General features: G+C 71.8%; 13 protein-coding genes and 1 pseudogene. 11 read left to right on the forward strand and 3 right to left on the reverse strand.

What is annotated here, in order from left to right; translation table 11 throughout:
• The first annotated feature begins 119 nt into the window (after nucleotides 1–119).
• The 4 genes from urtB to urtE are packed head-to-tail and all read left to right on the forward strand — an operon-like array spanning nucleotide 120 to nucleotide 3,632.
• The gene (urtB, locus tag ABT147_RS45915) at nucleotides 120–1,004 is read left to right on the forward strand and encodes an urea ABC transporter permease subunit UrtB (RefSeq protein WP_351418229.1); all 885 of its coding nucleotides are present in this window, start codon (nucleotides 120–122) and stop codon (nucleotides 1,002–1,004) included.
• Nucleotides 1,001–2,152 carry an urea ABC transporter permease subunit UrtC gene (gene urtC, locus ABT147_RS45920; RefSeq protein WP_351418231.1) on the forward strand — a complete coding sequence of 384 codons (1,152 nt, stop codon included), beginning with the start codon at nucleotides 1,001–1,003 and terminating at the stop codon, nucleotides 2,150–2,152. The genes urtB and urtC overlap by 4 nt, the downstream gene beginning before the upstream one ends.
• Complete coding sequence (gene urtD, locus ABT147_RS45925; protein ID WP_351418233.1) at nucleotides 2,149–2,934, forward strand: urea ABC transporter ATP-binding protein UrtD; 786 nt, start codon at nucleotides 2,149–2,151, stop codon at nucleotides 2,932–2,934. Before urtC ends, urtD begins: the two co-directional genes overlap by 4 nt.
• Nucleotides 2,935–2,939: 5 nt before the next feature.
• A complete protein-coding gene (urtE, locus tag ABT147_RS45930) occupies nucleotides 2,940–3,632 on the forward strand; it encodes an urea ABC transporter ATP-binding subunit UrtE (protein ID WP_351418255.1) in 693 nt (230 codons plus the stop codon).
• A 47-nt stretch (nucleotides 3,633–3,679) separates the two neighbouring features.
• On the opposite strand, the gene ABT147_RS45935 is transcribed toward urtE, so the two are convergent.
• Nucleotides 3,680–5,005 carry an MFS transporter gene (locus ABT147_RS45935; RefSeq protein ID WP_351418235.1) on the reverse strand — a complete coding sequence of 442 codons (1,326 nt, stop codon included), beginning with the start codon at nucleotides 5,003–5,005 and terminating at the stop codon, nucleotides 3,680–3,682.
• A gap of 167 nt (nucleotides 5,006–5,172) precedes the next feature.
• On the opposite strand from ABT147_RS45935, the gene ABT147_RS45940 reads away from it, so the two are divergent.
• Both ABT147_RS45940 and ABT147_RS45945 read left to right on the forward strand, forming a co-directional pair.
• On the forward strand, nucleotides 5,173–5,532 hold the full coding sequence (locus ABT147_RS45940; protein ID WP_351418237.1) for an ArsR/SmtB family transcription factor: 360 nt from the start codon (nucleotides 5,173–5,175) through the stop codon (nucleotides 5,530–5,532).
• 179 nt (nucleotides 5,533–5,711) lie between these two features.
• Nucleotides 5,712–7,190, forward strand: a complete 1,479-nt coding sequence (locus tag ABT147_RS45945; protein ID WP_351418239.1) for an FAD-binding protein — start codon at nucleotides 5,712–5,714, stop codon at nucleotides 7,188–7,190.
• Between the two features lie 55 nt (nucleotides 7,191–7,245).
• Here the strand turns inward: ABT147_RS45945 and ABT147_RS45950 are convergent.
• Nucleotides 7,246–9,333, reverse strand: a pseudogene (locus ABT147_RS45950) (glycoside hydrolase family 43 protein); the annotation flags it as partial.
• Between the two features lie 329 nt (nucleotides 9,334–9,662).
• Between ABT147_RS45950 and ABT147_RS45955 the strand changes: the two are divergent.
• Nucleotides 9,663–10,277 (forward strand): hypothetical protein, encoded by a 615-nt coding sequence (locus ABT147_RS45955; RefSeq protein WP_351418243.1) that lies wholly within the window; start codon nucleotides 9,663–9,665, stop codon nucleotides 10,275–10,277.
• A gap of 34 nt (nucleotides 10,278–10,311) precedes the next feature.
• Here ABT147_RS45955 and ABT147_RS45960 read toward each other — a convergent pair whose 3' ends face one another.
• Nucleotides 10,312–11,205 (reverse strand): (2Fe-2S)-binding protein, encoded by an 894-nt coding sequence (locus tag ABT147_RS45960; protein WP_351418245.1) that lies wholly within the window; start codon nucleotides 11,203–11,205, stop codon nucleotides 10,312–10,314.
• Between the two features lie 189 nt (nucleotides 11,206–11,394).
• Between ABT147_RS45960 and ABT147_RS45965 the strand changes: the two genes are divergently transcribed.
• From ABT147_RS45965 to ABT147_RS45980, 4 genes are all read left to right on the forward strand, one after another.
• Complete coding sequence (locus ABT147_RS45965) at nucleotides 11,395–12,444, forward strand: FecCD family ABC transporter permease (RefSeq protein ID WP_351418247.1); 1,050 nt, start codon at nucleotides 11,395–11,397, stop codon at nucleotides 12,442–12,444.
• Entirely contained in the window at nucleotides 12,441–13,487 is a 1,047-nt protein-coding gene (locus tag ABT147_RS45970; protein ID WP_351418249.1) for a FecCD family ABC transporter permease, read from the forward strand. The genes ABT147_RS45965 and ABT147_RS45970 overlap by 4 nt, the downstream gene beginning before the upstream one ends.
• 351 nt (nucleotides 13,488–13,838) lie before the next feature.
• A complete protein-coding gene (locus ABT147_RS45975; protein ID WP_351418251.1) occupies nucleotides 13,839–14,660 on the forward strand; it encodes an ABC transporter ATP-binding protein in 822 nt (273 codons plus the stop codon).
• Nucleotides 14,661–14,752: 92 nt separating this feature from the next.
• Nucleotides 14,753–15,769, forward strand: a complete 1,017-nt coding sequence (locus ABT147_RS45980; RefSeq protein WP_351418253.1) for an ABC transporter substrate-binding protein — start codon at nucleotides 14,753–14,755, stop codon at nucleotides 15,767–15,769.
• Nucleotides 15,770–15,888: the final 119 nt, after the last annotated feature.

The following is a 15,888-nucleotide window of genomic DNA, read 5'->3' on the forward strand; positions in this document are numbered from 1 at the left end:
CTGAAAGCAAAAAGCACGGGGCGCAGCCCCTGCTTTTTGAGGGGCGCGGGGAACTGCGCGAGAAGCCCCACCACCCGCACCCGCCAACGCACCCCCGCCCCCGACCCGGAGCCGCGTAAATGACGGTCGTCCTCAACCAATCCTTCACCGGCATCAGCATCGGCGCCGTCCTCCTCCTCATCGCCCTCGGCCTGACCCTCACCTTCGGTCAGATGGGCGTGATCAACATGGCGCACGGCGAGTTCATCATGGCCGGCGCCTACACCACGTACGTACTGCAGAAGTCCATCACCGGCGCCGGCACCTCCCTCCTCGTCGCCCTCCCCGTCGCCTTCCTCGTGGCCGGCACCATGGGCGCCCTGCTCGAATGGCTGCTCATCCGCCGCCTCTACACCAGACCCCTGGACACCCTGCTGGTCACCTGGGGCGTCTCGCTGATGCTCCAGCAACTGGCCCGGGACATCTTCGGCGCCCCGAACGTCCAGACCCGCGCCCCGGACCTGCTCACCGGCAACATCTCGGTCGGCGGTATCACCTTCGCCAACAACCGGCTGTTCATCCTCGGCCTCGCCCTGCTCTGCGTCCTCGGCCTCACCCTGATCCTGCGGCTGACCCCGCTGGGCCGCCGTATCCGGGCCGTCGTACAGAACCGGGACCTCGCCGAGGTGTCCGGTATCGCGACCGAACGCGTGGACCGTACGACGTTCTTCATCGGCTCGGGCCTCGCGGGCGTGGCCGGTGTCGCGCTCACCCTGGTCGGACCGATCGGCCCGACGATGGGCACCAACTACATCGTCGACGCCTTCCTGGTCGTGGTCGTCGGCGGCGTCGCTCAGCTCAAGGGCAGCGTCATCACGGCGTTCGCGCTCGGCGTCCTGCAGTCGGTCCTCGAATACTCGACGACGGTCAGCGTCGCCAAGGTCGTCGTGCTCGTGGCGATCGTCGCCTTCCTGCAGTGGCGACCCCAGGGCCTGTACACACTGCGCACCCGGAGCCTGGCATGACGACGACAACCCCAACCCCCCTTCCCGAGAAGGCCGTTCCCGATCCGCCGGAGCCCTCGCCCTCCCTCCTGGACCGCTTCCGCGTCCCCGGCGCCTTCCTCCTCGGCGCCGTCCTGCTGATCGGCGTGGCCCCGCTCGCCCTCTCCGACTTCCGCCTCAACCTCCTCGCCAAGTACCTGTGTTACGCGATCGTGGCGGTCGGCGTCAGCCTCGCCTGGGGGCGCGGCGGACTCCTCGTCCTCGGCCAGGGCGTCTTCTTCGGCCTCGGCGGCTACGCCATGGCCATGCACCTCAAGCTCGCCGACGCGGCCGACACCGGCCAGACGCTCCCCGACTTCATGCAGCTCTACGGCACCGGCGACACCCTGCCCTGGTGGTGGCAGCCCTTCGCCAACCCGCTGTTCGCCCTCGCCATGACCGTCCTGCTGCCGATGACGGTCGCCGCGCTGCTCGGTTTCTTCGTGTTCCGCCGCAGGGTGAAGGGCGCGTACTTCGCCATCCTCAGCCAGGCGCTGGCCGCCGCCCTCGCGATCTGGCTCGTCGGCCAGCAGGCCACCACCGGCGGCACCAACGGCCTCACCGACATCCAGGGTTTCTTCGGCTACGACCTCAACGACCCCGTGAACCAGCGGATGGTGTACTTCGTCATCGCCGCCGTGCTCCTGCTGCTGATGGCCGCCGCCCGCCAGCTGTTCGTCAGCCGCTACGGCGAACTCCTCGTCGCCGTACGGGACTCCGAGGAGCGTGTCCGCTTTCTCGGCTACGACCCCGCCAACGTCAAACTCGTCGCGTACGTCGTCGCGGCCGGTATGGCGGGTCTCGCGGGCGCCCTGTTCGTCCCGGCGGTCGGCATCATCTCCCCGGCGCTGATCGGCATCGTCCCGTCCATCGGCTTCGTCATCGGCGCGGCGGTGGGCGGCCGGGCCTCCCTGGTGGGTGCCGTACTCGGCGCGATCGCCGTCGCCTGGGCGCAGAGCACCCTCTCCGACGCCTTCCCCGCCGCCTGGACCTACCTCCAGGGCCTGCTGTTCGTCCTGGCCGTCGGCTTCCTGCCCGGCGGCCTGGCGTCCCTGGCGAGCGTGGTGCGCCGACGCCGTACCCCCGAGACGATCACCACGGCTCCGGCCCCGACAGGAGGAACCGCATGAGCGGCGAGGGACTGACGGTCCGCGATCTGCGGGTGACGTTCGACGGCTTCAAGGCCGTCGACGGCGTGGACCTCGACATCCGCCCCGGCGACCTCCGCTTCCTCATCGGTCCGAACGGCGCCGGCAAGACGACCCTTGTGGATGCCGTCACCGGTCTTGTGAAGTCCACCGGATCGGTCCGCTTCGGCGGCGAGGAGCTCATCGGCAGGCCGGTGCACCGGATCGCCCGCCTGGGCATCGGCCGGACGTTCCAGACGGCCACGGTCTTCGAGGAGCTCACCGTCCTGCAGAACCTCGACATCGCGGCGGGCGCCGGACGCGGCCCGCTGACGCTGCTCCGCCGCCGCAAGGGCGTGCCGGAGGCGGTGACCAGGGCCCTGGAGACCACCGGTCTCACGGCACTGCGCGACCGCCCGGCGGGTGTCCTGGCCCACGGCCAGAAGCAGTGGCTGGAGATCGGCATGCTGCTCGTCCAGGACGTGAAGCTGCTGCTGCTCGACGAGCCGGTCGCCGGGATGAGCCACGACGAACGCGAGGCCACGGGCGAGCTGTTGCGGCGGGTCGGCGAGGACCACACGGTGGTCGTCATCGAGCACGACATGGACTTCATGCGCTCCTTCGCCCGCAGCGTCACCGTCCTGCACGCCGGCAAGGTCCTCAGCGAGGGCTCCGTCACCGAGGTCCAGGCCGACGCCAAGGTCCAGGAGGTCTACCTCGGCCGCGCGTCCGAGCCCGCCGCCGAAGAGGCCCCTGCTCCCGTCCCCGTCCCCGAGGAGGCGTGACGCCCATGCTGGAGATCAACTCCGTCCGGGCCGGCTACGACCGCACGACCGTGCTGCACGGCGTGACGGTCTCCGTCCCCAAGGACGGCGTAGCGACTGTCCTCGGCCACAACGGCGCCGGCAAGAGCACCCTCCTGCGCGCCGCCATGGGCCTGCTCAAGCCGAAGGGCGGGACCGTCCTGCTGGACGGCGAGGACATCACCCACCTCGCCCCGCACCAGCGGGTGGCCAGGGGCATGGCGTACGTCCCCCAGGGCCAGCAGTCGTTCCCGCACCTCACTACCGCCGAGAACCTGCGACTCGTCGCCGACGGCCGCGCGGACGGCAAGGAGGCGGTCGCGGAGGCGCTGGACCTGTTCCCCGTCCTGCGGGAGCTGTCCAGCCGCCGTGCCGGTCTCCTCTCCGGCGGCCAACGCCAGCAACTCGCCCTCGCCCGCGCCCTGATCACCCGCCCGAGGCTCCTCCTCCTGGACGAGCCGACCGAGGGCATCCAGCCCTCCGTCGTCGCCGAGATCGAGGAGACCATCCTCGCCCTGACCCGCCGGGGCGGCCTCTCCGTCCTCCTCGTCGAACAGCACGTCGGCTTCGCCATGCGGGCGGCCGAGCGGTACTACGTGCTGGAGGCGGGCCGGGTCACCTCGTCCGGCGAGGGCGGCACGGGGGCCGAGCAGACCGTACGGGCGGCGCTCAGCGTGTGACACCGGGGCGGGCACCGAAGGGCGCCCGCCCCGGCGCGAGTCCCGGCCTACGTCCCGGCGTGCAGCCCGTCCGAGAGGTGGCCGTGGCTGTGGCGCCAGCCCGCCGGTACGCGCCGGGCGTCGGCCAGATGCGGGTGGCCGACGGGCAGGTCCGCGTGCACATGGGGTGCGGGCGGCGCCGGCCACAGCCGTACGGCGAGGAGTGCGGCGACCAGCGCGATCGAACCCAGGGCGAGTACCGCCCGGTCGAGCCCGGCCGCCGCCCCCAGCCATCCGGCCAGGGGGTACGTCAGCAGCCAGCAGCCGTGCGACAGGGAGAACTGGGCGGCGAACGCGGCCGTACGTTCCCCGGGCGGCACCGAGCGGCGGACGAGCCGCCCGGTCGGGGTGAGCACCGCCGAGCACGCGGCACCGAACGCGGCCCAGACGACGAGCAGCGCGGGCAGCCGCCAACTCCCGCTCCGCGCGGCCGTGACGACCCCGAGCCCGCCGAAGACGACGGCCAGCGACAGCGCGGCCGGCAGCATCACCGCCCGGTCCGGCACCCTGTCCAGGACCCGGGGCAGGAGCAGGGCCACGGCCATCGACCCGGCCCCGTACGCCCCGAGCGCCAGCGGCACGGCACCCTCCGACAGCCCGAGGACATCGCGGACGTAGACCACGGAGTTGACGGTCACCATCGCACCGGCCGCCGCGACCGCGAGGTTCAGGGCGAGGAGGGCTCGCAGGCGGGGGACGGCGAGGAAACGACGGATGCCCGTGCCGGCGGCGCGGCCCCTGCCCGGGGTCTCCGTACGGGCGACCCGCTCGGGCAGCACGGCGGAGAGCACCAGCGCGGCCGACGCGAGGAAGCCGAGCACGGTGCCGGTGAACAGCCAGTTGTAGGTGATGACGGTCAACAGCGCGGCGGCGAGCGCGGGGGAGAAGAGGCTCTCCAGGTCGTACGCGAGCCGTGACATAGACAGCGCCCGTGTGTAGTCGCGCTCGTCGGGCAGTACATCGGGGATGACGGCCTGGAACGTGGGTGTGAACGCGGCCGAGGCGGACTGGAGGAGGAACACCAGCACGTACACCTGCCAGACCTCGCCGACGAACGGCAGCGACACGGCGATCCCGGCGCGGACCAGGTCGGCAGTCACCATGAGCGCCCGGCGCGGCAGCCGGTCGGCGACCGCGCCGACCACGGGGGCGATCACCACGTACGCCACCATCTTGATCGCGAGGGCCGTACCGAGGACGGAACCGGCGTCGGCGCCCGCGAGGTCGTAGGCCAGCAGCCCGAGCGCGACGGTCGCGAGCCCCGTCCCCACCAGGGCGACGACCTGGGCGACGAAGAGCCGCCGATAGGCACGATGACGCAGGACGGCGAGCATGGGTCGAGTGTACCTGTCATGTGCGCACATGCGCACATGACAGGTATGGGGAGGCGTCCCGCCCCGAAGGGGCGCGGGGAACTGCGCGACCAGCCACGACGAAACCCGCAGCCAACAGCCGACAGACGCCCGCCCCGCACCCCCAGCGGAGCGCCTACGCTGGGCACATGCCTGAACGCCACGCCTTGTCACCTGCGTCCGGTGCGCATCTGCGCGCCCCCGACAGCGCACGGCTCGCCGAGGCGACCGGAGTGTTCGCGATGCTCTCGGATGCCACCCGGCTGCATCTGCTGTGGCTGCTCGCGCAGGGCGAGTCGGACGTCGGCTCGCTGGCCGAGCGCTGCGAGGCGTCCCGGACGGCGGTCAGTCAGCACCTCGCCAAGCTGCGCCTCGCCGGGCTCGTCGAGACCCGCAGGAAGGGCCGCCACATCTACTACAGCCTCAGCGACGGCCATCTGCGACGCCTGGTCGTGGAGGCGCTGAGCCACGCGGACCACCGGGTCAGCGGACAGGCACCGCACGACTGAGGACGGGCGTCGTCGTCTGGGGTTCCCTGTCCGAACCCCGAGCGCGTCGGAACCTGACTGATCGCCACCAGCGTGCCGACGGGCGGTCGTTGGGCGTACCTACCTCCGAAACGCACCTAACTGTCTTAGGATGCTCCGGAATTACTCATACCACTTTGCGTGTGAGAGGTGGTTACCGCATGTCCCACACACCGTCACGACGTGCTGTTCTGCGCGGACTTACGGCCACCGGTGCGGCGGTGATCGGCTTCGATCCGGTCTCCCGGAGCTGGGCGGCGACCGGGTCGGGATCCCCGTCCGGAAGGGACCTGGCAGGTGTCCCCCCGCTGGACGGGACACTCGTCACGGACGAGCCGTCCCTCGCGGCCGCCTCCGACGACTACGGCCACATCGTGCACCGCCGCCCCCGCGCCGTCCTGCGCCCGGGATCGGTCCACGACGTCGTCGCCATGGTCCGGTTCTGCGCCGAACACCGCCTGCCGGTCGCGCCGCGCGGCCAGGGACACGCCACCAACGGTGCGGGACAGGTCCAGGACGGCCTGGTCATCGAGACCGCGACCCTCGCGGACATCGGTCCCCTGGGGCCGGACAGCACCACCGTCACCGTGGGCGGCGGCGTCAGATGGAGCGATCTGACCAGGGCCACGATCGCCCACGGCCTCACCCCGCCCGTCTTCACCGACTACATCGACCTCTCCGTCGGCGGCACCCTGTCCATGGGCGGCCTCGGCGGCCAGACCCACCGGCACGGCGCCCAGGTCGACAACGTCACCGAACTCCAGGTCGTCACCGGAGCCGGCGAGTTCGTGCGCTGCTCCCCGTCCCGCCGCCCCGACCTCTTCCACGCGGTCCTGGCCGGACTCGGCCAGTGCGCGGTCATCGTCGGCGCCACGCTCCGCCTGGTGCGCGCGCCCGAGACCGTACGCCACTATCTGCTGCCCTACGACGACCTGGAGACCTTCCTCGACGACCAGCGCACCCTGGTCGAGGAGGGCCGCTTCGACTACGTCGAGGGCCAGGTCTCGGCGGACGCCGACGGAGCCTTCCGTGTCTTCACCCTGGAGGCGGTCGCCTACGGCCCGCCGGCCGGCCCCGCACCGGACGACACGGCCCTGCTGCGCGGTCTGCGCCACGACGCGTCCGCCGCCCGGATCGCCGACCTCGCCTACTACGACTTCGTCGACCGGCTGGCCCCCGTCGTCGCGGCGCTGAAGGAGGCCGGCATCTGGTCGTACGCCCACCCGTGGCTCAACCTGATGGTCCCCGGGAAGTCCGTCGCCGCCCTCGCCCGGGAGGTGTTGGGTGCCCTCACCCCGGCCGACCTCGGCCCCGGGGTCGTCCTCCTCTACCCGATCCTGCGGGAGCGCCTCACCAGGCCCCTGCTCCGTACCGCCGACGACCCGACGCCGTTCCTCTTCTCCGTTCTGCGGGCCACCCCGCCGGACGACACCGCCACCGTCGACCGTCTCCTCGCCGCGAACCGTTCGGCCTACGAGGCCACCGCGGCGGTGGGCGGCACCCAGTACCCGGTCGGCAGCATCCCCTTCTCCCGGGCGGACTGGCGCACCCACTTCGGCCCGGCGTGGCCGCACCTGAAGACGGCCAAGCACCGGTATGACCCCCGGGGGATCCTGGTCCCCGGCCAGGGCATCTTCTGATCCCCCTCGGATGACCGCGGCGGACGGCCGGGAGAGCGAGGCGCGTCGGAAGGGCTCAGACCGGCCCGATGGACTCCAGCGTCGGCACGACCTCCTCGATCGAGCCGTCCGCCGCGAACACCAGCCGGTCCAGGGTGGATTCGCGGTGCGTGCCGTCACCGCGCGGGGTGCCGGGGCCGGGAACCGCGAACCGGTGGTAGCAGATGAACCAGTCGTCGGTGCCGGGGACGTTCACGACCGTGTGGTGACCGGTGGCGAGGATGCCGTACTCCGGCCGCTTCCGCAGGATGACCCCCTTCTCGGTCCACGGGCCGAGCGGCGAGGGCCCGGTCGCGTAGGCGACGCGGTAGTCCTCGCTGCGGGTGTCGTCCTCCGACCACATGAAGTAGTAGACGCCCCGCCGCTTGATGACGAAGGCGCCCTCGCGGAAGCCCTCCGGAGTGAACCGCCGTACGAGCGCCGGGTCGAAGGACACCATGTCCTCGTTCAGCGGCACGCCGTAGGCCTCGCTGTTGCCCCAGTAGAGATAGGACCTGCCGTCGTCGTCCCGGAAGACGGCCGGGTCGATCATCTGGCCCTCGTAGTCGTCGCGCCCGATCAGCGGCCGGTCCAGGGCGTCACGGAAGGGGCCGGTCGGGCTGTCCGCGACCGCCACGCCGATCTGCTGGTTCGCGCAGAAGTAGAAGTAGTACGACCCGTCGCGCTCTCCGGCGGCCGGCGCCCAGGCGTAGCGGTCCGCCCAGCCGACGTCGGACTCCAGGTCGAGCACGACGCCGTGGCCCTCCCAGGTGACCAGGTCGTCGGAGGAGTACACCTCGAACCGTGTCCCGCCCCAGCCCTCGAAGCCGTCCGTCGTCGGATAGATGTAGTAACGACCGCCGAACTCCTGGATGTTGGGGTCGGCGTGCAGCCCCGGCAGCAGCGGGCTGCGCATGTGCACGGCCTCGACCGTCCAGGTACGAGCGGTCCCGTCGGCGGTCGTGACGGTGTACGACCGAGGGGTGCGGAAGTCGCGTGGGGTGCCGGAGGGCGGGTCGATCCCGGCGTCCGCCGACAGGTCGAACTCCGGGGCGAGCGTGCCGAGTTCAATGCCCGGGTGCAGGGGCAGGACGACCTTCGCGTGGGCGTCGTCGACGAGCGCGTACGCCTTCAGCCCTCCCGCCGGGACGGTGGCGTCGACGACGGACGCCTTCGGCGCGAACGCGGCGAGGAGCCGCTCGTACTCGGCCCGCGTCACCGGCAGCACCGAGCCGTGACGGGCACCCGGCGGCAGCGCGAAGCCCTCGCACGGCGTCCACTTGCCGGAGGCGAGATCGGTGGTCTCGAAGGGGACGTAACCGCGTCCACTGAACTCGTCGATGAAGAGGTACCACTTGTCGTCGTCCGAGTTCGACCTGAAGACGATCGGCCCCTCGCCCTGCTCGACGGCCCCCTGACCGATCCGGTCGGCCACGAAGTCGTACGAGGTGTCGAGCAGCTCCGCCGATCTCTCGACGGTGATGAACTTTCCGCCGGGCGCGGCGGGGGAGTTGCCGCGCTCGTCCTTGGTGAAGCGGTAGCAGGTGCCGTCGTGCCGTACGACCGTCGAGTCGATGACCGAGTGGCCGGGGTCGTTCCACAGCCGGGGTTCGCTGAACACACGGAAGTCGCGGGTGGTCGCGTACAGCATCGTGTGGTGGGTGTCGGCGGTGTGGTCCGGGTCGTCGTCGGCGTACAGCTTCGACGCCCAGAAGACGACGTACGCGCCGAGACCGGGGTCGTAACAGGCCTCGGGAGCCCAGAGGTTGCCGGCGGTGTCGGGGGCGACGCGCACGAGACGGCGGTCGGTCCAGCGCACCAGGTCGGTGCTCTCCCAGACCATGAGCGAGGTGCTGCCGGTGCGCTGCACCTGCTCCCAGTCGCCGTCCGGCTCGCCGTGCATCCTGAGGTCGGTGGCGATCAGGAAGAACCGGTCGCCCTCCGGGGAACGCACGACGAACGGATCGCGCAGCCCTCGTGTCCCGAGATCCGAAGTGAGCACCGGCGCACCGCCGTTGAGCTCGCGCCAGCGCAACGGGTCGTCGCCCCGGCTGAGCGCGAACCTGATCTGCTCGCCGTCCGGGCTGCCCTCGCCGGTGAAGTAGACGAAGACGTATCCGGCGTACCCCTGCAAGCCGACCTCCAGCGTTGCGAGCTTTTGACGCTTCCTGTTGGAAACCCGTCGAAGAGTGTTGCTATCCGCGGCGAGCTGCGTCAATCGTCACCGGGCCCCGGAGCGGAATCGAAAGTTTCGGCCACGGCGCTTTAGCGCAGGTCGCGGGATGCGGCTACGGGCGCATGCCCGCGTACGCCTCAGGGCGCACGCCGGGCCCGGATGTGCCCTTCGCGGTTGACGGTGACTGACGACCGGCGGCGGATGTGGCGGACCGTCGGCCGGAGGAACCTGGCTGTTGCCCGGAATTCCGGGCAACACCCACGACGAAGGGCCTTGTCATGGTTCATGGGTTACTGTCCGCCACCCGAGTCCGTGCCGCCGCCGGCGCCGCCGTACTGATCGCCGCCGCGGTCACCGGATCGGCGGTCGCCGGATCCGCGGCGGCCGACGACCGTTCCCCCGCGGTCTCGTCCGCCACCTCGCCCGAGGCCGGCTCCGGGAAGCCGCGGGAAGCGGCCGCACTGACCGGTTCCGCCAAGCTCTCCCGGACGTCCGAGGAGGACATCACCTTCACCTTCGACGCGCACCTCGCCGCCGAGAACAACATGGACCCGTTGCAGGCGACCGGCACCTTCCGCTTCAGTCACTACCTGGACGGCGAGGGCCACTGGGCGGAAGGGCGGATCGACTGCCTGGTCACCGGCGGCAAGGTCGCCGTCGCCACCGGCGTCATCACCAGGACCAGCCTGCCGGACGCCAAGGGCAACCGGGTCGGCTTCACCGTGCACGACCAGGGCCGGCACGACCGCCTGGGCTACAGCTGGGCCTCCGTGGGCAACCCGGAGGAGACCAAGGACCTGCCCAAGTGCGTGAGTTCGGCGCCGTTCGAGAAGGTCAAGGGCGGAACCGGTGACTTCCGGGTCCTGCCCTGGAACCCCGACTTCGTGGAGTAGGGGCGCTCACCGCCGTCGCGCGGTCGGTACGCGGTCAGTTCTCCAGCCGCCGCAGCCGTTCCGCGTCGCAGGTGCGGGGGCAGGTGGAGCAGGCCTCGGCCGGACGGATCGTGTAGTAGAGGCAGCAGCCCATGCGGGTGCGGGTCGGGTGTTCACGGCCGTCACTCGTGTGGAGGGAACGGAAGTCGGCGCCGCCGGGGAAGGGCGCGTGGGCGGTGGGGAGGACCGCGGAGGCGGCCCGGACGCCGGCGGCTTCGTCGCCCCGCATCCGGCCCAGATACCACAGGCCCGAGACCAGGTCGTCGGAGACCAGCCCCCACAGCGCGCGCGAGCCCCGGCGGACGTACGGGCCGAACGCCTCCAGAACCGGGCCCATGTGGTCCGCGACGGCGGCCCTCAACTCGGCGCGCAGCGCCTCCTGGTGGGCGACGGCCCGGGCGCCGGGCAGGGCCGTCGCCGGGTCGTCGGGGAGGCAGACGAGGTCGGTGCCGGGGGTGATCTCGAAGGCGCCGGACGCGAGGTCGACCCGTATGTCGGACGGCGCGACGCGGGGCACGCGCCGCTCCAGACACCAGACGCCGCTCATCAGCAGGCCGACCGACCAGGCGTAGTCGTGCAGGGCGCGGGAGGCGGCGACATGCCGGGGCGCGGTGTGGTCGTAGCGGTCCTGGATGCGGGCGGCCTCCGCCTCGACGAAGGCTTCCACGCCTTCCTGACGGTCCGTCAAGCCGATGGTGTGGATGGCCCCTTGGGGTGCGAGCGCGGCACCGGACCGCTGCTGACGGGTGGTCGTCGAGGGGCCGGGTTCCGCCACGCGCACGGACAGCGCCTCGCACATCGTGTCCAGGCGGCGGTAGGCGGCGGCGAGGAGTCGCGGGACGGACGTGGCGGTGTCGGCCTGGGTGGTTTCCAGGTGGGCCACGGTCATCGATAACTCCAGAGCGTGAAGAGGTTTGGCGTGCGAAGGAGGTAAGCCTTACCTTAGCTGCAAGATCGCGTGTCGATGACCAGGCGAGGTGTGAAGTAGTCGTGTGCGTCGTTGACCAGCACAGTTGCTCACAGGTTGATCAAGAGCAGTGTGGATCACAGTGGGCCCACAGCTGTTGAAAGCTAAAGCATGCCTAACCTAAGCTCACGTTTCGTGACTGCGACCGAACGGGTTGCGCCGACCGGCGTGCCCCCGAGTGCCCTGAGGCACCTGCCCCTGTTCCTCGGCGGAATCGGCGCGCTGGCGCTCTGCGCCGCGCTGAGCCTCGCCCTCGGAGCCCGCTCCGTGCCCCTGTCCACCGTCCTCGACGCGCTGTCAGGTCACGGGGAAGGCCGGGACGCCTTGGTGGTGACGGGACTTCGGCTGCCGCGCACGGTCATCGGTCTCGCGGTCGGCGCGGCACTCGGGGTCGCGGGCGCCGTGGCGCAGGGCATCACCCGCAACCCGCTCGCCTCCCCGACCACCCTGGGAATCAACGCGGGTGCGGGCTTCGCGGTCGTCGTCGCCATCTTCGCGCTGAAGCTCGCCGACCCCGTCGAGTACGTCTGGTTCGCCTTCGCCGGGGCCGCCGGCGCCGCCGTCCTCGCCCAGGCGCTGGCCCGCCGCGCCGGTGACATCGACCCCGTACGGCTCGCACTCGGCGGCACCGTGCTCCAACTCGTGCTGCTGTCCTGGACGTCGGCGGTCATGCTGGCCAGTCAACGCACCCTCGACGAGGCGCGCTTCTGGCTGGCGGGCTCCATCGCCGGACGCCAACTCGACACATTCTGGCCCGTGTTGCCCACCCTCGTGCTCGGCCTGCTGCTCGCCGGGGCCGTCGCGCCCGCCCTCAACGCCCTCGCCCTGGGCGACGATTCGGCCCAGGCGCTCGGCGTACCGGTCACCCGTATCCGGCTCGCCGGCGGCATCGCGGTCGTCCTTCTCGCCGGATCGGCGGTCGCCGTCGCCGGCCCCGTCGCCTTCATCGGACTCGCCGCACCCCACCTCGTCCGCCCCCTGCTCGGCGGCGACCACCGTCTCCTGATCCCCGGCTGCCTGATCGCCGGCCCCCTGCTCCTGCTGACGGCCGACATCCTCGGCCGCCTGGTCATCCGCCCCGCGGAACTGGAGGTCGGCATCGTCACCGCCTTCCTCGGCGCCCCGCTGCTGGCCCTCCTCGCCCGGAAGGTCGCCCGATGACACTGACGTACACGGCCGTGCGCCGTGACACGCGCCGCGCGCCGGGCCGTGGCCGTCTCGTCGCCTACGCCGCGACCGGCCTCCTGACCCTGCTCGTGCTGCTCACGATCTCCGTGTCCACGGGGGAGATGGACATGCCCGCGTCGGTGGCGCTCCGCGCACTGCTCGGACTGGGTGATCCGGGAGATGTGCTGGTGGTGCGGGAGTTCCGCGCGCCGCGCGCCGTCGCCGCCATCGTGGCCGGTGCCGGTCTGGGCACGGCGGGCTGCGTCCTGCAACGGCTGTTCCGCAACCCCCTCGCCTCCCCGGACGTCATGGGCGTGACGGGCGGGGCCTCTCTCGGCGCGGTCGCGTTGCTCGCCGCCGGGGCCTCCCAACTGCTCACCCCCGTCGGCGCGTTGGCGGGGGGCATGGTGGCCGCCCTGCTGCTCGGTGTGTTCGCCTGGCGGTCCGGGCTCGCCGTCACCCGCCTCGTCCTCACCGGCCTCGCCGTCCAGGCGGGCCTGGCCGCCGCGGTCAACCTGATGATCGTGCGCTTCCCGGCCGAGCTCGCGGGCTCGGCGCTGCAGTGGACGACCGGGTCGGTGTACGGCCGTACCTGGACGGAGGTCTGGGGCGCGGGCGCCGCCGTGCTGCTCGCCCTGGCCGCCGCGCTCGTCACCAACCGGCGGCTGGCCGTGCTCGACCTGGGCGACGACTCGGCGGGCGCCCTCGGGCTCAACACCTCCGCCGCCCGCCTCCAACTCCTCCTCGTCGCCGTCACGTTGGCCTCGCTGGCCGCCTCCCTCGCGGGACCGGTCACCTTCGTCGCCCTCGCCGTCCCCCACATCGTCCGCTTCCTCACCGGCCCGCCCACCACCGCGACGCTCACGCTGGCCGCCCTCACCGGAGCGGTCCTCCTTCTGGCCTCCGACCTGGTCGTCCAGCACGTCCTCCCCGTCGAGGGCCTCCCGGTCGGCGCGGTCACCGCGACGCTGGGTGCGCCGTGGTTGCTGGTGCTGATGTTCCGGCAGAGCAGTCCTGTGCGGGGGAGTGGGACATGAGTGGGCGCCTCTCCTTGCGCGTGATCGCGCGGGCCGTGGGGTTCGCCCGGGGTGCGTGGGCGAGTGCGGGCCCGGTGGGGCTTCTCGCGCAGTTCCCCGCGCCCCTAAAAGCCCAGGCCCCTGCGGGCCTGGAAGGCGACGGCCCCGGGGGCCTGGAAGGCGACGGGGCTGCGGGTCTGAAAAGCACGGGGCGCAGCCCCTGCTTTTCAGGGGCGCGGGGAACTGCGCGAGAAGCCCCACGCACCCGCACCCGACAACGCACCCCGGACCACCCCCCACCCCCCTCGCACCACCCCGCCGCACCCGCCCCCCACGCCGTACCGCCCCCCGCTCGCCCCAGGAGCCGCTCCCATGCCCCCCACCAACCAGCTCTCCACACAGCGCCTCGACCTGCGCTACGGCGACCGGCTCGTGGTCGGCGGTCTCGACCTGACGCTCCCCGGCGGCGCCGTCACCGCCATCGTCGGCCCCAACGCCTGCGGTAAATCAACCCTGTTGAGAGGACTGAGCCGACTGCTCGCCCCCACCGCGGGGACCGTCGCGCTCGACGGCGCCGACATCCACCGTATGTCCGCCAGGGCACTGGCCCTCCGCATGGGACTGCTGCCGCAGCAGCCGGTCACCCCGGAGGCGATCACCGTCGAGGCACTCGTACGCCTCGGCAGATACCCGCACCAGCGCCTGCTGAGCCCCTGGTCGGCCGCCGACCAGAAGGCCGTGGACGAGGCCCTGGAGCGGACCGGCACGGCGGCGCTGCGGGACCAGCCCGTCGACCGGCTCTCCGGCGGCCAGCGCCAACGCGCCTGGATCGCCCTGGCGTTGGCGCAGGACACCGAGCTGCTCCTGCTCGACGAACCGACGACCTTCCTCGACCTCCGGCACCAGCTCGACGTCCTCGATCTGGTCGCCGCCCTGCACGCCGAGGCGGGCCGCACCGTGGTGATGGTGCTGCACGACCTCGGACAGGCCGCCCGTTACGCCGACCACATGGTCGTGCTGAAGGACGGGCGCCTCGCCGCCGCCGGCCCACCGGCCGACGTACTCGACGCGAACCTGGTCAAGTCCGTGTTCGACGTGGACTGCCGGGTCATCCCGGACCCGGAGACCGGCACACCCCTGGTCGTCCCGAAGGGCACCGCGGCACGGCGCACCACCGCGCCAGCGACCGCCTGACCACTCACCCATTCCCCACTCACTCACCACACCCATACGCCCACCCCCAATACGCCCACCCTCCCCATACACCCATCGAGAAAGACCCCCTCATGCTCAAGCGATCTCCCCTGCGCGGATTCGGCCGCCCCACCGCCGCTCTGCTCACCGTCGTGCTCGGCACGGGACTCCTCGCCGCCTGCGGTGACGACGACATCACGAAGGCGGACGACACCGCCCAGGCCGGCGCTGACAGCGCCGCCTTCCCCCGCACCCTCAAGACCGTGATGGGCGACGTCGAGATCCCGTCGCAGCCCAAGAAGGTCGTCGTCCTCGACACCGGCGAGCTGGACGACGTCACCCTGCTCGGTGTCGACCCGGTCGGCGCCGTCGCCCCGCACTTCAAGACCGAGGGCGGCTTCCCGACCTACCTGGAGGGCGACCTCGAGAACACCACGGACGTCGGCCCGCTGCTGGAGCCGAACCTGGAGAAGATCGCCTCCCTCAAGCCCGACCTGATCCTGTCGTCCAAGGTCCGGCACGAGAAGGTGTACGACAAGCTCAGCGCCATCGCCCCGACCGTCTTCACCGAGACCACCGGCGGGGTGTGGAAGGAGAACCTGAAGGTCCACGCCGAGGCGCTGGGCCTGGAGGACGAGGCCGCGGCCGAGCTGAAGGAGTACGAGACACGCGCCGAGGCCCTCGGCGCGGCCATCGAGAAGAAGGACGGCGCCCTGCCGACCGTCTCCGTGGTCCGCTTCGTCGCCGGCCCGACCCGTCTCTACGCCTCCAACTCCTACAGCGGTGTCGTCCTGAACGACGTCGGTTTCCAGCGCCCGAAGTCGCAGATCTCCGACGACCCGGCCGTGACCATGAAGGACGTCAGCCCGGAGGAGATCGACCAGGCCGACGCCGACCTGATCTTCGTCACCACCGCCGACACCCCGGACAAGACCCAGCAGAAGCAGGTCACCGCCAACCCCGTCTGGAAGGACCTGCCCGCCGTCAAGGACGGCAAGGTCTTCGAGGTCCCGGACGAGACCTGGATGTCCGGCATCGGAGTCCAGGCGGCCGAGGAGATGCTCGCCGACATCGCGAAGGCCACCGGCGTCGAGCTGCCCAAGCAGTAGGTCCCGCTGTACCCGGGGCGGGCCCCACCACGAGCCGGGGCCCCCCCCCCCCCCCCCCCCCCCCCCCCCCCCCCCCGCCCCCCCCCCCCCCCGCGCGGGCGGGGGGGGGCCCCGCCCGC

The organism is Streptomyces sp. NPDC001868, assembly GCF_040297125.1.
Classification (GTDB): Bacteria; Actinomycetota; Actinomycetes; order Streptomycetales; family Streptomycetaceae; genus Streptomyces.

Bases quoted from the DNA above. Each gene is read 5' to 3' on its own strand.
- urtB (WP_351418229.1), top strand. From the start codon at position 120: ATGACGGTCGTCCTCAACCAATCCTTCACCGGCATCAGCATCGGCGCC.
- urtC (WP_351418231.1), top strand. From the start codon at position 1,001: ATGACGACGACAACCCCAACCCCCCTTCCCGAGAAGGCCGTTCCCGAT.
- urtD (WP_351418233.1), top strand. From the start codon at position 2,149: ATGAGCGGCGAGGGACTGACGGTCCGCGATCTGCGGGTGACGTTCGAC.
- urtE (WP_351418255.1), top strand. From the start codon at position 2,940: ATGCTGGAGATCAACTCCGTCCGGGCCGGCTACGACCGCACGACCGTG.
- ABT147_RS45935 (WP_351418235.1), bottom strand. From the start codon at position 5,005: ATGCTCGCCGTCCTGCGTCATCGTGCCTATCGGCGGCTCTTCGTCGCC.
- ABT147_RS45940 (WP_351418237.1), top strand. From the start codon at position 5,173: ATGCCTGAACGCCACGCCTTGTCACCTGCGTCCGGTGCGCATCTGCGC.
- ABT147_RS45945 (WP_351418239.1), top strand. From the start codon at position 5,712: ATGTCCCACACACCGTCACGACGTGCTGTTCTGCGCGGACTTACGGCC.
- ABT147_RS45955 (WP_351418243.1), top strand. From the start codon at position 9,663: ATGGTTCATGGGTTACTGTCCGCCACCCGAGTCCGTGCCGCCGCCGGC.
- ABT147_RS45960 (WP_351418245.1), bottom strand. From the start codon at position 11,205: ATGACCGTGGCCCACCTGGAAACCACCCAGGCCGACACCGCCACGTCC.
- ABT147_RS45965 (WP_351418247.1), top strand. From the start codon at position 11,395: ATGCCTAACCTAAGCTCACGTTTCGTGACTGCGACCGAACGGGTTGCG.
- ABT147_RS45970 (WP_351418249.1), top strand. From the start codon at position 12,441: ATGACACTGACGTACACGGCCGTGCGCCGTGACACGCGCCGCGCGCCG.
- ABT147_RS45975 (WP_351418251.1), top strand. From the start codon at position 13,839: ATGCCCCCCACCAACCAGCTCTCCACACAGCGCCTCGACCTGCGCTAC.
- ABT147_RS45980 (WP_351418253.1), top strand. From the start codon at position 14,753: ATGCTCAAGCGATCTCCCCTGCGCGGATTCGGCCGCCCCACCGCCGCT.